The organism is Microbacterium sp. P03 (assembly GCF_043556235.1).
In the GTDB taxonomy this organism is placed as follows: Bacteria; Actinomycetota; Actinomycetes; order Actinomycetales; family Microbacteriaceae; genus Microbacterium.
The window spans coordinates 150,105-163,643 of sequence record NZ_JBIGIM010000002.1 but is presented as its reverse complement, the minus strand read 5'-3'; the positions used below and the strand labels follow the sequence as shown (position 1 = coordinate 163,643).

Annotated in this window: 12 protein-coding genes and 1 riboswitch; of the genes, 10 read left to right on the top strand and 2 right to left on the bottom strand. The window is 69.7% G+C overall.

The window, feature by feature from the left end; genetic code table 11:
• Positions 1-21: 21 nt before the first annotated feature.
• The 8 genes from ACFXOO_RS07980 to ACFXOO_RS07945 all read left to right on the top strand — a co-directional run bounded on the left by ACFXOO_RS07980 (position 22) and on the right by ACFXOO_RS07945 (position 8,025).
• Positions 22-1,515 (top strand): fumarylacetoacetate hydrolase family protein, encoded by a 1,494-nt coding sequence (locus ACFXOO_RS07980; protein WP_394563277.1) that lies wholly within the window; start codon positions 22-24, stop codon positions 1,513-1,515.
• Entirely contained in the window at positions 1,512-2,195 is a 684-nt protein-coding gene (locus tag ACFXOO_RS07975) for a GntR family transcriptional regulator (protein ID WP_394563276.1), read from the top strand. Before ACFXOO_RS07980 ends, ACFXOO_RS07975 begins: the two co-directional genes overlap by 4 nt.
• A 17-nt stretch (positions 2,196-2,212) precedes the next feature.
• On the top strand, positions 2,213-3,730 hold the full coding sequence (gene hpaE / locus ACFXOO_RS07970) for a 5-carboxymethyl-2-hydroxymuconate semialdehyde dehydrogenase (RefSeq protein WP_394563275.1): 1,518 nt from the start codon (positions 2,213-2,215) through the stop codon (positions 3,728-3,730).
• Positions 3,731-3,751: 21 nt separating this feature from the next.
• The gene (hpaD, locus tag ACFXOO_RS07965) at positions 3,752-4,912 is read left to right on the top strand and encodes a 3,4-dihydroxyphenylacetate 2,3-dioxygenase (RefSeq protein WP_394563274.1); all 1,161 of its coding nucleotides are present in this window, start codon (positions 3,752-3,754) and stop codon (positions 4,910-4,912) included.
• A gap of 23 nt (positions 4,913-4,935) precedes the next feature.
• On the top strand, positions 4,936-5,721 hold the full coding sequence (locus ACFXOO_RS07960) for a 2-keto-4-pentenoate hydratase (RefSeq protein ID WP_378853521.1): 786 nt from the start codon (positions 4,936-4,938) through the stop codon (positions 5,719-5,721).
• Positions 5,706-6,530, top strand: a complete 825-nt coding sequence (locus ACFXOO_RS07955) for an aldolase/citrate lyase family protein (RefSeq protein ID WP_378853519.1) — start codon at positions 5,706-5,708, stop codon at positions 6,528-6,530. Before ACFXOO_RS07960 ends, ACFXOO_RS07955 begins: the two co-directional genes overlap by 16 nt.
• Positions 6,531-6,605: 75 nt before the next feature.
• Positions 6,606-7,400, top strand: coding sequence for a transglutaminase family protein (locus ACFXOO_RS07950; protein ID WP_378841235.1), 795 nt, complete (start codon positions 6,606-6,608; stop codon positions 7,398-7,400).
• A gap of 61 nt (positions 7,401-7,461) precedes the next feature.
• A complete protein-coding gene (locus ACFXOO_RS07945) occupies positions 7,462-8,025 on the top strand; it encodes a hypothetical protein (RefSeq protein WP_378853517.1) in 564 nt (187 codons plus the stop codon).
• A gap of 22 nt (positions 8,026-8,047) precedes the next feature.
• Here ACFXOO_RS07945 and ACFXOO_RS07940 read toward each other — a convergent pair whose 3' ends face one another.
• On the bottom strand, positions 8,048-8,929 hold the full coding sequence (locus tag ACFXOO_RS07940; protein WP_394563273.1) for a bifunctional methylenetetrahydrofolate dehydrogenase/methenyltetrahydrofolate cyclohydrolase: 882 nt from the start codon (positions 8,927-8,929) through the stop codon (positions 8,048-8,050).
• 171 nt (positions 8,930-9,100) lie between these two features.
• A complete protein-coding gene (glyA, locus tag ACFXOO_RS07935) occupies positions 9,101-10,375 on the bottom strand; it encodes a serine hydroxymethyltransferase (RefSeq protein WP_378853515.1) in 1,275 nt (424 codons plus the stop codon).
• 37 nt (positions 10,376-10,412) lie between these two features.
• A riboswitch (ZMP/ZTP riboswitch) is annotated at positions 10,413-10,495 on the bottom strand.
• Between the two features lie 89 nt (positions 10,496-10,584).
• On the opposite strand from glyA, the gene ACFXOO_RS07930 reads away from it, so the two are divergent.
• Together ACFXOO_RS07930 and nagA are read left to right on the top strand one after the other, a co-directional pair.
• On the top strand, positions 10,585-12,078 hold the full coding sequence (locus ACFXOO_RS07930) for a family 20 glycosylhydrolase (RefSeq protein ID WP_394563272.1): 1,494 nt from the start codon (positions 10,585-10,587) through the stop codon (positions 12,076-12,078).
• Entirely contained in the window at positions 12,078-13,235 is a 1,158-nt protein-coding gene (gene nagA / locus ACFXOO_RS07925; protein ID WP_378853511.1) for an N-acetylglucosamine-6-phosphate deacetylase, read from the top strand. The genes ACFXOO_RS07930 and nagA overlap by 1 nt, the downstream gene beginning before the upstream one ends.
• Positions 13,236-13,539: the final 304 nt, after the last annotated feature.

Genomic DNA, 13,539 nt, shown 5'->3' with positions numbered 1-13,539 from the left:
GACGCAAGGGCGAGGGAGCTCATGACCGACACGACGACACCGGCACCGGATGCCGCGGCCGCCCGCTTCTCGGGACTGCCGATGCGCCCCGGCAAGATCATCGCGGTGCACCTCAGTTACACGTCGCGCGCCGATCAGCGCGGCCGCCGGCCCGCCGATCCGTCGTACTTCTTCAAGCCGTCGAGCTCGGTCGCAGCATCCGGCTCCGTCATCGAACGCCCCGCGGGCACCGAGCTGCTCGCCTTCGAGGGCGAGATCGCGCTCGTGATCGGGCGCCCCGCGCGCCACGTCGGCGTCGAGGACGCGTGGTCGCACGTGGGATGGGTCACGGCCGCGAACGACTTCGGTCTCTACGACCTGCGCGCGAACGACAAGGGATCGAACGTCCGCTCCAAGGGCGGCGACGGATACACGCCGGTCGGTCCCGCCCTGCTCGAGGCGCGAACGATCCACCCGGCCGCACTGCGCCTGCGTACGTGGGTGAACGGCGACCTCGTGCAGGACGACACGACCGCCGGGCTCCTCTTCCCGCTCGCACAGATCGTGGCCGACCTGTCGCAGCACTTCACTCTCGAGTACGGAGATGTGATCCTCACGGGCACACCCGCCGGGTCGTCCGTGGTCGTTCCCGGCGACCGCGTCGAGGTCGAGGTCGACGTGCCGGGTGGCCCGTCGACCGGGCGACTCCTGACCACGGTCGCGCAGGGCGACCGACCCTTCGACCCCGGTCTCGGCTCCCTCCCCGCCGTCGACGACCTGCAGCGCACCGAGGCCTGGGGCTCGGACCGGGCCGCGGTCCCGGTCACAGGAGAACCCGCCCTCTCCCCCGCGCTGCGCGCCAAGCTCGAGCGGACCCCGGTGGCCGGGCTGTCGGCGCAGCTGCGCAAACGCGGACTGAACAACGTCACGATCGACGGCGTCCGGCCGATGCACCCGGACGCCAAACTCATCGGCACCGCGAAGACCCTGCGGTTCGTGCCCGGCCGGGAAGACCTCTTCACGTCGCACGGCGGCGGGTACAACGCGCAGAAGCGCGTGTTCGACGCCGTCGACGAGGGCGAGATCATCGTGATCGAAGCGCGCGGCGAGCTCGGCTCGGGCACTCTGGGCGACATCCTCGCGATCCGCGCCCACGCGCGCGGTGCCGCCGGCATCGTCACCGACGGAGGCGTGCGCGACGCCGAGGCTGTCGCCGCCGTGGGCATCCCGGTGTACTCCGGCGGCGCGCACCCCGCCGTCCTCGGCCGCAAGCACGTCCCGTGGGACCACGACGTGACGATCGCATGCGGCGGCACGACCGTGCAGCCGGGCGACATCATCGTCGGCGACCGCGACGGCGTCATCGTGATCCCGCCGGACATGGCCGACGAGGTCGCCGACGCGACCCTCGCGCAGGAGCACGAGGACGCCTGGATCGCGCAGCAGGTCGCGGCGGGGCATCCGATCGACGGCCTGTTCCCGATGAACGCGGAGTGGCGAGCGCGCTACGACGCCGCGCAGGCGGTGCGATCGTGACCCCCGTCGACACGCGCAGCAAGTCCCAGCAGGCGTACCAGTGGGTCAAGGAGCGCATCGCCCTGCAGGAGTTCACCCCCGGGTACCGACTCGTCCTCGGCTCCATCGCCGGCGAGCTCGATATGAGCGTCGTGCCCGTGCGCGAGGCGATCCGCCAGCTCGAGGCGGAGGGTCTCGTCACCTTCGAGCGCAACGTCGGGGCACGCGTGTCGATGATCGACGATTCCCAGTACCGCTTCAGCATGCAGTCGCTCAGCATCCTCGAGGGTGCGGCCACCGCGCTGGCCGCCCGCCGACTCACCGCGGACGACGTCCGCCGTGCGCGCGAGGTCAACGAACTCATGATCCGCACCCTCGATCACTTCGACCCGCGGTCGTTCACCGGACTGAACCAGCAGTTCCACTCGATCCTCTTCGCGCCCTGCGCGAACCCGCGCATGCTCGAGCTCGTCGACGCCGAGTGGGCGCGCCTCGGCCACCTCCGCGATTCCACCTTCAGCTTCGTCCCCGGCCGGGCGGCCGAGTCGGTGCGCGAGCACGAGAACATCCTGCAGCTGATCGAAGCCGGTGCGCCCCTCGGCGAGATCGAGAAGGTCGCCCGCAGACACCGCTCCGCCACCCTCGACGCGTACATGATCCACGAGCACCCCGACGAGTCGCTCGGGCTCCCGGCTTTCTGACCCCACAGGAGAGAACCATGACCGACACCGCGACCGCACCGACGACGGGGCACGTGCCCCACGACCTGCCGACACGCATCCAGCACTACATCGACGGCGAATTCGTCGATTCGGAGGACGGCGAGACATTCGATGTCCTCGACCCGGTCTCGAACCGCACCTATCTGAAGGCGGCCGCCGGCAAGAAAGCCGACATCGACAAAGCCGTCGCCGCCGCCCGACGCGCCTTCATCGACGGCCCGTGGCCCCGGATGCTCCCCCGTGAGCGGTCCCGCATCCTGCACCGCATCGCCGACATCGTCGAGTCGCGCGATGCCCGTCTCGCCGAGCTCGAGTCGTTCGATTCGGGCCTGCCGATCACACAGGCGCTCGGTCAGGCGCGGCGCGCCGCCGAGAACTTCCGGTTCTTCGCCGACCTGATCGTCGCTCAGGCCGACGACACCTACAAGGTGCCCGGCCGCCAGATCAACTACGTCAACCGCAAGCCGATCGGCGTCGCGGGTCTGATCACCCCCTGGAACACTCCGTTCATGCTCGAGTCGTGGAAGCTCGGCCCGGCACTCGCGACGGGCAACACCGTCGTGCTGAAGCCGGCGGAGTTCACCCCCCTGTCGGCATCGCTCTGGGCGGGCATCTTCGAGGAAGCAGGCCTCCCCCGCGGCGTCTTCAACCTCGTCAACGGTCTCGGTGAGGACGCCGGCGACGCCCTGGTGAAGCATCCCGACGTCCCGCTGATCTCCTTCACCGGGGAGAGCTCGACGGGGCAGCTGATCTTCGCCAACGCCGCGCCGTTCCTCAAGGGTCTGTCGATGGAACTGGGTGGCAAGTCACCCGCCATCGTCTTCGCCGACGCCGACCTCGACGCCGCGATCGACGCCACGATCTTCGGGGTGTTCTCACTCAACGGAGAGCGCTGCACGGCGGGCTCCCGCATCCTGGTCCAGCGCGACGTCTACGACGAGTTCGTGGAGCGCTACGCCGCCCAGGCCGAGCGCGTCGTCGTCGGGTATCCGCACGACCCGGCGACCGAAGTCGGTGCCCTCGTGCATCCCGAGCACTACGACAAGGTGATGAGCTACGTCGAGATCGGCAAGACCGAGGCGCGCCTCGTCGCCGGCGGTGGTCGCCCCGACGGCTTCGACACCGGCAACTTCGTGTCTCCGACCGTGTTCGCCGACGTCGCGCCCGACGCGCGCATCTTCCAGGAGGAGATCTTCGGCCCCGTCGTCGCGATCACCCCCTTCGACACCGACGACGACGCTCTCGCTCTCGCCAACAACACGAAGTACGGACTCGCCGCCTACGTCTGGACGAATGACCTGAAGCGTGCCCACAACTTCGCGCAGTCGGTCGAGGCGGGCATGGTGTGGCTCAACTCCAACAATGTCCGCGACCTGCGGACCCCGTTCGGGGGGGTGAAGGCCTCCGGTCTCGGACACGAGGGCGGCTATCGCTCCATCGACTTCTACACCGACCAGCAGGCCGTCCACATCACCCTCGGCGAAGTGCACAATCCCACCTTCGGCAAGGCCTGAACCCGTAGCAAGGACGCTGACATGACCCACCTCCACGATCGCACCCTCACCTCGTCCGGCTTCTACGTCTCGCAGGAGACGCCGATCCGCAGTGACGACCCGGTCCCCACGCCCCTGTCCTCGCCGCCGGACATCCTGCGCTGCGCGTACATGGAGCTCGTCGTGACCGACCTCGCCGCGTCGCGGGCGTTCTACGTTGACATCCTCGGGCTCTACGTGACCGAGGAGGACGACACGGCCGTGTATCTCCGGTCGACGGAGGAGTTCATCCACCACAACCTGGTGCTCCGTCAGGGTCCGGTGGCCGCCGTCGCCGCCTTCTCGTACCGGGTGCGCAGCCCGGAAGACCTCGATCTGGCGGTGGCGTTCTACGAGGAGCTCGGATGCCGCGTCGAACGGCGACCCGGCGGGTTCACGAAGGGCATCGGCGATTCCGTCCGCGTCGAGGACCCCCTCGGCTTCCCCTACGAGTTCTTCCACCAGACGGACCACGTCGAACGCATGTCGTGGCGCTACGACCTGCACACGCCGGGCGAACTGGTGCGGCTCGACCACTTCAACCAGGTCACCCCCGACGTGCCCCGCGCCGTCAACTTCATGCAGACGCTCGGCTTCCGGGTGACCGAAGACATCCAGGACGACGAGGGCACCGTGTATGCGGCGTGGATGCGGCGCAAGCCCAGCGTGCACGACACGGCGATGACCGGAGGCGACGGGCCGCGCATGCACCACGTGTGCTTCGCCACCCACGAGAAGCACAACATCCTCGCGATCTGCGACAAGCTCGGGGCCCTCCGCCGCTCCGATGCGATCGAGCGGGGTCCCGGACGCCACGGAGTGAGCAACGCGTTCTACCTGTACCTGCGAGACCCCGATGGCCACCGCGTCGAGATCTACACGCAGGACTACTACACGGGCGACCCGGACAATCCGGTCATCACGTGGGACGTCCACGACAACCAGCGTCGCGACTGGTGGGGCAATCCGGTCGTTCCGTCCTGGTACACCGAGGCATCCCTCGTGCTCGACCTCGACGGCAACCCGCAGCCTGTTGCCGCCCGCACCGACTCGAGCGAGATGGCCGTCACGATCGGCGCCGACGGCTTCTCGTACACGCGCCCGACCGAGAGCTCCGTCGCCGGCTCCGTGCCGGGCGAGTACAAGCTCGGCAATCAGCTCTGATCACCGACGAAGAAGGAGACCGGATGCTGCCCCCCGATGTGATCGCCCAGCTCGCCGACGAGCTCGCTGATGCCGACCGCACGCACCGACTGATCCCGCGGATCACCGCGCGCCACCCGGACGCGACGATCGAGGATTCATATGCCATCCAAGGCATCTGGCGCGACAAGAACCTCGCCGCCGGCCGCCGGCTCATCGGACGGAAGATCGGTCTGACGTCGAAGGCGATGCAGCAGGCCACCGGTATCACCGAGCCCGACTACGGCGTGATGTTCGACGACACCGTCTACCGGAACGGGGCCGAGATCCCCGTCGATCTGTTCACCAACGTGCGCATCGAGGTCGAGCTCGCCTTCGTGCTGAAAGAGCCGCTGGCCGGCCCCGACTGCGCTCTGGAGGACGCCCTCCGCGCGATCGATTACGCCGTGCCCGCGCTCGAGGTGCTCAATTCGCACATCGAGCTCGAGGGCAGGACGATCGTCGACACGATCTCCGACAACGCGGCCTACGGGGGGATGGTGCTCGGCGACGTGCACAGGAGACCCGACGAGATCGATCTGCGATGGGTGCCCGGGGTGCTGTCGCGCAACGGCGAGATCGAAGAGACCGGGGTCGCCGCCGGCGTGCTCGGCCACCCCGCTACCGGGGTCGCGTGGCTCGCCAACAAGTTCCACCAGCACGGCGCGCGGCTCGAGGCCGGCGAGATCATCCTGGCCGGGTCGTTCACGAGACCCATGTGGGTCTCTCGCGGCGACGACGTGCTCTGCGACTATGGACCGATGGGACAGATCCGATGCCGCTTCGTCTAGCGCCGACCTTCCGGGACGCTCTGTCCGCGGCATCCGCCCCGCTCGCGGGCATCTGGGTGTGCTCGGGCAGCCCTCTCGTGGCCGAGATCTGCGCGGGGTCGGGCATGGACTGGACGCTCATCGACATGGAGCACTCCCCGAACGGCCTGGAGTCGGTGCTCGCGCAGCTGCACGCCGTCGCCGGCTACGCCATCACCCCGGTGGTGCGCGTGCCGACCAACGACGTCGTGCTGATCAAGCAGGTGCTCGATCTCGGAGCGCAGAACATCCTCGTGCCGATGGTCTCTTCGGCGGCCGACGCCGCGGCCGCTGTAGCGGCCGTGCGCTATCCGCCCCACGGGGTGCGCGGGGTCGGCAGCGCGCTCGCGCGCTCGGCGCGCTGGAATCGCGTCGAGGGCTACCTCGAGAACGCCGACGCGCACGTCTCGCTCTTCGTGCAGATCGAGACCGCCGCCGGCGTCGAGGCAGCAGCCGCCATCGCCGGGGTCGAGGGCGTCGACGGGATCTTCGTCGGACCGTCCGATCTGGCCGCGTCGATGGGTCTGCTCGGACAGCAGACGCACCCCGACGTGACCGCAGCCGTCCGCCGCGTGTTCGCAGCGGCAGCGGCGACGGGCATTCCGGTGGGGGTGAACGCGTTCGACCCCGTGGTCGCGCGCTCCTACGCGCAGGACGGTGCCCGCTTCCTGCTGGTCGGCGCGGACGTCGCTCTGCTCGCGCGGGGTTCGGAGGCACTCGCGGCGGCGTGGGCGCACGAGGCCGACGGGCCGGGCGACACCACGGTCGCGCCGGGCCGCGCAAGCTACTGAACACGGCTCCCGGCGGGCCGCGGCATCCGTCCTCGCCGCGAAAAGCGGCACAGTGATCCATGCCACCATGGAGGCATGAAACGCGAAGTCTCGAGCTCCATCGTCCTTGACGTCACTGCGCCCGCCGAGCTGGTCTTCGCCGTCGCCGTGTCGGGTCACTACACCCCGGTCACCGAGTCGTTCACGGCGGTGCTCGACGGCACCCCCGTCGAGGTCACCGACCTCCCTGACGCGCACGGCACACGCCTGCACACCATCTCGCCGGGCGTCGGCCGCCTCGAGGTGACCTACGCCGCGAACATCCTCGGGCACGGCGACACCCCGATCGGCACGCCGACCGACCTCATCCGGTACACGCGCCCGAGCCGCTACGCGGAATCGGACATGCTCGCCCCGACGGCGTTCGCGGAGTTCCAGGGCGTGCCCGAGAACGAGCTGCTGCAGGCCGTCTCGTCGTGGGTCGGCACTCGTCTCTCATACGTCCCGGGGTCGAGCCTGCCCACCGACGGCGCCGTGCGGACGCTGCTCGCCCGCCAGGGCGTCTGCCGCGACTACGCGCACCTCGTCGTCGCGCTGCTGCGCGGACTGAACATCCCCGCCCGACTGGTCGCGGTCTACGCGCCGGGATTGATGCCGATGGACTTCCACGCCGTCGCCGAGGCGTGGATCGACGGCGCGTGGCGTGTCGTCGACGCCACCACACTCGCCCCGCGGTCGACGCTCGTGCGCATCGCCACGGGACGGGATGCCTCGGACTCGGCTTTCCTCACCACCCTGTCGGGCGGCACCCAGCTCGTCGACGTGCAGGTCACCGCCGTCGCGGACTCGCTCCCCGACGACAATCTCGACGAGTACGTCACCATCTCGTAGCCGGTCGGTCGCGGGGAGCACGTCTCGCCGCCGTTCCCGAGGCGGTCGGTAGAGTGACAGCATGCGCGCATGGCTGATCCGGTTCGTCTCGCTCCTCGTCTTCAACATCGTGGTGCTGCTGCTAATCGGACTGGTGCTCCCGCAGGTGGCCGTGGGCTGGTCGGTCGTGTGGGCGGCCGTCGTGCTCACCGCCGCCTCCCTGTGGATCAAGCCGCTCATCACCACCTGGTTCCGGGGTATGGCCGGCAGGTCGGCGGGTCAGCGCACCAAGATGGGCGAGAAGGTCGTCCAGTTCTTCCTGGTGCTGCTGGTCGCGTACATCATCTGGGTGTTCACGGTCATCTTCTCGGGCGTCAACGTGCACGGCTGGTTCTGGGGCTACGTCATCCCGCCGCTCCTGCTCATGGTCGCCTGGGCGATCTACGACGTGGTCGACGACCGTATCGAGGGGCACGCGGGTCGGCTCTACGACAGGGCCACGAACAGGTCGGCGGATGCCGCGTCCGTCGCCCCCTCGTCAGCGACGGTCGCATCGCCCACCGTGACGCGTGCCGCCCGCCAAGAGGTGCAGGACGGCCTGACGCCCGAACAGCGACGTATGTTCGACGAGCTCGGCAAGAGCTGACGCCCTCGCCACTCGGCCGACGTCAGGCGACCGAACGTTCGGCGGCCTCGACGACATTGGTGAGCAGCAGCGCCACGGTCATGGGTCCGACGCCGCCCGGGTTCGGCGACAGGTAGCCCGCGACCTCCGCGACGTCGGGGGCCACGTCGCCGTAGACCTTCGATGAGCCCGACTCCGGGTCGCTCTCGCGGGTCACGCCGACGTCGAGAACCGCTGCGCCCGGCTTGACGTCGGCGGCGGTGACGAGGTGCTTCACACCGGCGGCGGCCACGATGACATCCGCCTGTCGGAGATACTGCGCGGCATTCACCGTCCCCGTGTGGGTGAGCGTCACCGTCGCATTGAACTCGCGACGCGTCAGCAGCAGTCCGATCGAACGGCCGATCGTCACGCCTCGTCCGACGACGACGACGTGCTTGCCGCGCAGGTCGTAGCCGTTGCGGGTGAGGAGCTCGATGACGCCTCGGGGGGTGCACGGCAGGGGCGACGTGATCGGCGAGTTGACGTTCAGGACCAGTCTGCCGAGGTTCGTCGGGTGCAGTCCGTCGGCGTCCTTGTCGGGGTCGATGCGCTCGAGGATCGCATCGGTGTCGATGTGCTTCGGCAGCGGCAGCTGCACGATGTAACCATGGCATGCGGGGTCGGCGTTCAACTCGTCGACCAGCGCCTCGACCTGCTCCTGCGTGGCATCGGCGGGCAGTTCGCGCTGGATGGAGTTCATCCCGATCGCCTCGGACTGCTTGTGCTTCATGCCCACGTAGAGCTGCGACGCGGGGTCGGCGCCGACGAGGACCGTGGCGATCCCGGGCACGACGCCCCGTGCGGCGAGGGCGGCCACGCGCCCACGCAACTCGTCCTTGATGGCGGCCGCGGTGGCCGTGCCGTCCAATCTCTGCGCTGTCATCCGTCTGTCCTCGCTTCATCGTGGGGCACGTGGGGCGGCGCCCCCGGCGGCGAACCGTTCCTCGGTCAAGGCGACGGCCGAAGCCTGCCGCTTCGCCCGCCGGGTGTTGCTCGCGTGAGTCGGGGCGCTGGAATCACTATGCCCGTAGGTATAGGGGTCCGGCAAGCGGTGCTACTGCACCAGCCCGGGGTACAGCGGGAACGCGGCGGTCAGCGCCGCGACGCGGGCGCGCAACGACTCCACATCGGCGTCGGGCAGCAGTGCCAGGGCGATCACGTCGGCGACCTCGGCGAACTCGGCGTCGCCGAATCCGCGGGTCGCGAGCGCGGGGGTGCCGATCCTCAGCCCCGAGGTCACCATCGGCGGACGCGGGTCGTTGGGCACGGCGTTCCGGTTCACCGTGATGTGGATCTCGTGCAGCAGATCCTCTGCCTGCTTGCCGTCGATCTGAGCGTTCCGCAGGTCGACGAGCACCAGGTGCACGTCCGTGCCGCCCGAGCGCACCGAGATCCCGGCCTCCTGCACGTCCCGCTGCGACAGCCGTTCCGCCAGAATGCGGGCACCGCTCAGCACGCGCCCCTGGCGCTCCTTGAACTCCGGGGTCGCCGCGAGCTTGAAGGCGGTCGCCTTCGCGGCGATCACGTGCATAAGAGGGCCACCCTGCTGGCCGGGGAACACCGCGGTGTTGAGCTTCTTCGCGAGGTCGGCGTCGTTCGTGAGGATGAAACCCGACCGCGGTCCGCCGATCGTCTTGTGCACCGTCGAGGAGACGACGTGCGCGTGCGGCAGCGGCGACGGGTGCAGCCCTGCGGCCACGAGTCCCGCGAAATGCGCCATGTCGACCCACAGGTACGCGCCCACCTCGTCGGCGATGGCGCGGAACGCGGCGAAGTCGAGTTGACGCGGGTACGCCGACCAACCGGCGATGATCACCTTGGGCTTGTGTTCGAGGGCGAGACGCCGGACCTCGTCCATGTCGATGACGGATGTCTCGGGGTCGACGCCGTACGCGACGATGTCGTAGAGCCTGCCCGAGAAGTTGATCTTCATGCCGTGCGTCAGATGACCGCCCTGATCCAGAGACAGACCGAGCAGCGTGTCGCCCGGGCGGGCGATGGCGTGCAGCACCGCCGCGTTCGCGGTGGCGCCCGAGTGCGGCTGCACGTTGGCGTACTCGGCACCGAACAGCGACTTCGCGCGCTCGATCGCCAGCTCTTCGGCGACGTCGACCTCTTCGCAGCCGCCGTAGTAGCGTCGGCCCGGGTAGCCCTCGGCGTACTTGTTCGTGAGCACCGACCCCTGCGACTGCAGGATCGAGACCGGGACGAAGTTCTCGGAGGCGATCATCTCGAGGTAGCCGCGCTGGCGTTCGAGTTCGCGCTCGAGCACCTGAGCGATTTCGGGATCGACCTCGGACAGCGGGGCATTGAAGTACTGATCGGTCATGGCGATCTCCTTGACGACGGCTCGGAAAAAGAAGGTCCGCATCGGCCCAGGCGTGCGGTCGAATGCCGTGTCGGTCGCTCCCCGGTGGTATCCACCTCAACGCCAGTCGCGACACAGCGAGCATACCGGATGCCGCGGCCCACGTGCTCTGCAGCGAAGCCTTTCTCGGCCCCTGTCATGGGCCCTCCCGTTTTGTTAGGGTTCCTTACATGACGTTCGCGCTGGTCCCGTTCCCGCTCGCCCTCACCGCGACGGAAGGCCGTGGGCTGCGCCTCCGCGAGGGCGCGACGATCGCGGGCGAGTCCTCGATCGCGGCCGGCCTCGCGCAGCGGCTGAGCGAACGCACCGGCCTCGCCGTCGAGGCCTCTCCGGAGCAGTCCGAACGGGCCCGCGTCGATCTGCGCGTCCGCGCGGGTGGCTCACCGGAGTCGTACGAGATCGTCGTCGATGAGGCATCCGCCGTCATCACCGCGTCCGACGCGGCGGGCCTCTTCTACGGAGCTCAGACCCTCGTGCAGCTCGTGCAGCAGGACGCCGGTGGCTGGTTCTTCCCGACGGTGGCGATCGAGGACCGACCGCGGTTCGCGTACCGGGGCGTCATGCTCGACGTCGCCCGGCACTTCTTCCCGGTCGAGACCGTCACGGCCTACATCGACCGGGCGGCGGCGCTCAAGTTCAACCATCTGCATCTGCACCTGAGCGACGACCAGGGGTGGCGGTTGCAGCTCGCTTCACGACCGAGACTGACCGAGGTGTCGTCCGGGAGTTCGGTCGGCGGCGATCCCGGGGGCTTCTTCACCCACGAGGACTATGCCGAGATCGTCCGGCACGCGGCATCCCGTCACATGACGGTCGTGCCCGAGTTCGACGTTCCGGGGCACACCCACGCCGTCGGCGTCGCTTACCCCGAGCTCGTGGAGAGGCCCGTGCTGAGCGCTCAGACCCTCGAGACCGTTCAGGAATCCGGCGGTTCGCTGCCCGAGGCGGGCGTGCCGTACGACGGGGTCGCGGTCGGGTTCTCTTCACTGAAGATCCATGACGAGGCGACCTACGCGTTCCTGGCCGACGTCTTCGGCGAGCTGGCCGAGCTCACCCCCGGCCCCTACGTGCACATCGGTGGCGACGAGGCCCTGGGCACCGACCCCGCGGACTTCGCCGAATTCATGACGCGAGCGTCGTCGATGGTGGTCTCGCTCGGCAAGACGCCGATCGCCTGGCACGAGGCCGGGGCGGCCGCGGGCCTGGATCGGGCCACGATCGGTCAGTACTGGGGCTTCACCACACCGATCGACGGCGCCGGCGAGAAGACCAGGACCTTCGTGCAGCGCGGCTCGCGGGTCATCCTCTCCCCCGCCGACGCGATCTACCTCGACATGAAACCCCACGCCGACAGCGCGCTCGGCCTCACCTGGGCGAACGGTCCGACGAGCCTCGAGCGGGCGTACTCCTGGGATCCCGGCACCACCATCGAGGGGGTCGACGAGAGCGACATCCTCGGCGTCGAGGCACCCCTGTGGAGCGAGACACCCCGCACCCTCGCCGATCTCGACGCGCTCGCCTTCCCGCGGATCGCCGCGGCCGCCGAGATCTCCTGGTCGCCCGCGCGCGGCGTCGAGCGCACGTGGGACTCGTTCCGCACCCGAGTGGACGGCCTCGGACCGCTCTGGACGTCCCAGGGCATCACCCTTCCTCGGGCGCCCTGATGGCGGGCCTCATCATCCATTCGGCCCGGCTCGTCACCGACGGCGCCGTGCGCGAGGACGCCTGGATGCACGTCGTCGATGACCGCGTCGCAGCGGTCGGGGACGGCGACGGATGGCGAGGCCTGATCGCGGCCACCGTGGTCGACGCCGTAGCGACCGCCGGTGCCGGTGCGATCCTCACTCCCGGCTTCATCGACATCCACGGGCACGGCGGCGGCGGCGCCTCGTACGACGCCGGCCCGGAGGCCGTCCGTCGAGCCCGCGATCTGCACCGCGCGCACGGCACGACGAGAGCGGTCATCTCGCTGGTGACCGCGCCGCTGGGCGAACTGACGCGGAGCACGGCGATGATCGCCGACCTCGTGGACAGCGACGCCGACATCCTCGGCTCCCATCTCGAAGGGCCCTTCCTCGCCGCCGAGCGCAAGGGCGCCCACGACGAGGATCTGCTGCGCGCGCCTGAAGAGGGCGTGCTCGACACGCTGCTGCGGGCGGGCCGCGGCACGATCCGCCAGGTGACGCTCGCGCCCGAGCTCCCGAACGGGCTGCACGCCGTCCGCCGCGTGGTCGAGGCAGGTGCGGCGGCCGCCGTCGGGCATACGACGGCGGATGCCGCGATCACCGCCGCCGCCTTCACCGCCGGTGCCACCATCCTGACGCACGCCTTCAACGCGATGCCTGGACTCGGCCATCGCGATCCTGGCCCCGTCGGAGCCGCGGCATCCGATCCCCGGGTCACCCTCGAACTCATCGCCGACGGGGTGCACGTGCACCCGGACATCCTGCGCATCGCGTTCGCGGCGGCGCCCGACCGGATCGCCCTCGTGACCGACGCGATGGCCGCCGCCGGATCCGTCGACGGCCGGTACGAGCTCGGTGGACGCCCGGTCGACGTGCGAGACGGCGTGGCGCGGCTTGTGGACGGAGGGTCGATCGCCGGGTCGACGCTGACGCAGGATGCTGCGCTCCGCGTCTGTGTCGACGCCGGTGTCGCCCTCCCGGCCGTCGTCCACGCGCTGACCGCCGCCCCGGCCGCCGCGATCGGGCGCGGCCACGACCTCGGCCGACTCGCCCCCGGGTACCTCGCGGACGCGGCCCTCCTCGGCGCCGATCTGCAGGTCGCGCAGGTCTGGACGGCCGGGCGGCCCGTCGCCTAGAGCAGGCCGCTCACCGGCGGGGTGCGGGGTCGCTGCGCCCCCGCGCAGCGACCCTCGTCCCCGGGTCGAGAGGGCGGGTTTCAGATGCCATCCCCCCAGACGCATCCGAAACCCGCTCCCAGCGGTTCGATCTCTCGACCCCCGCACCACTGGCCTCTGCACTCCAACCCCAGGGAGCTCAGACGGTGTCTCTCACCCATGAGATGCGATGCCCTTCGATCCATGACGCGAAACGCAGAACTTTCTTTTGAGCCGTCTTCCGGGCGAGGCCGGAAGACGAACGCCGGCCGTCCCGTCGCCGGGC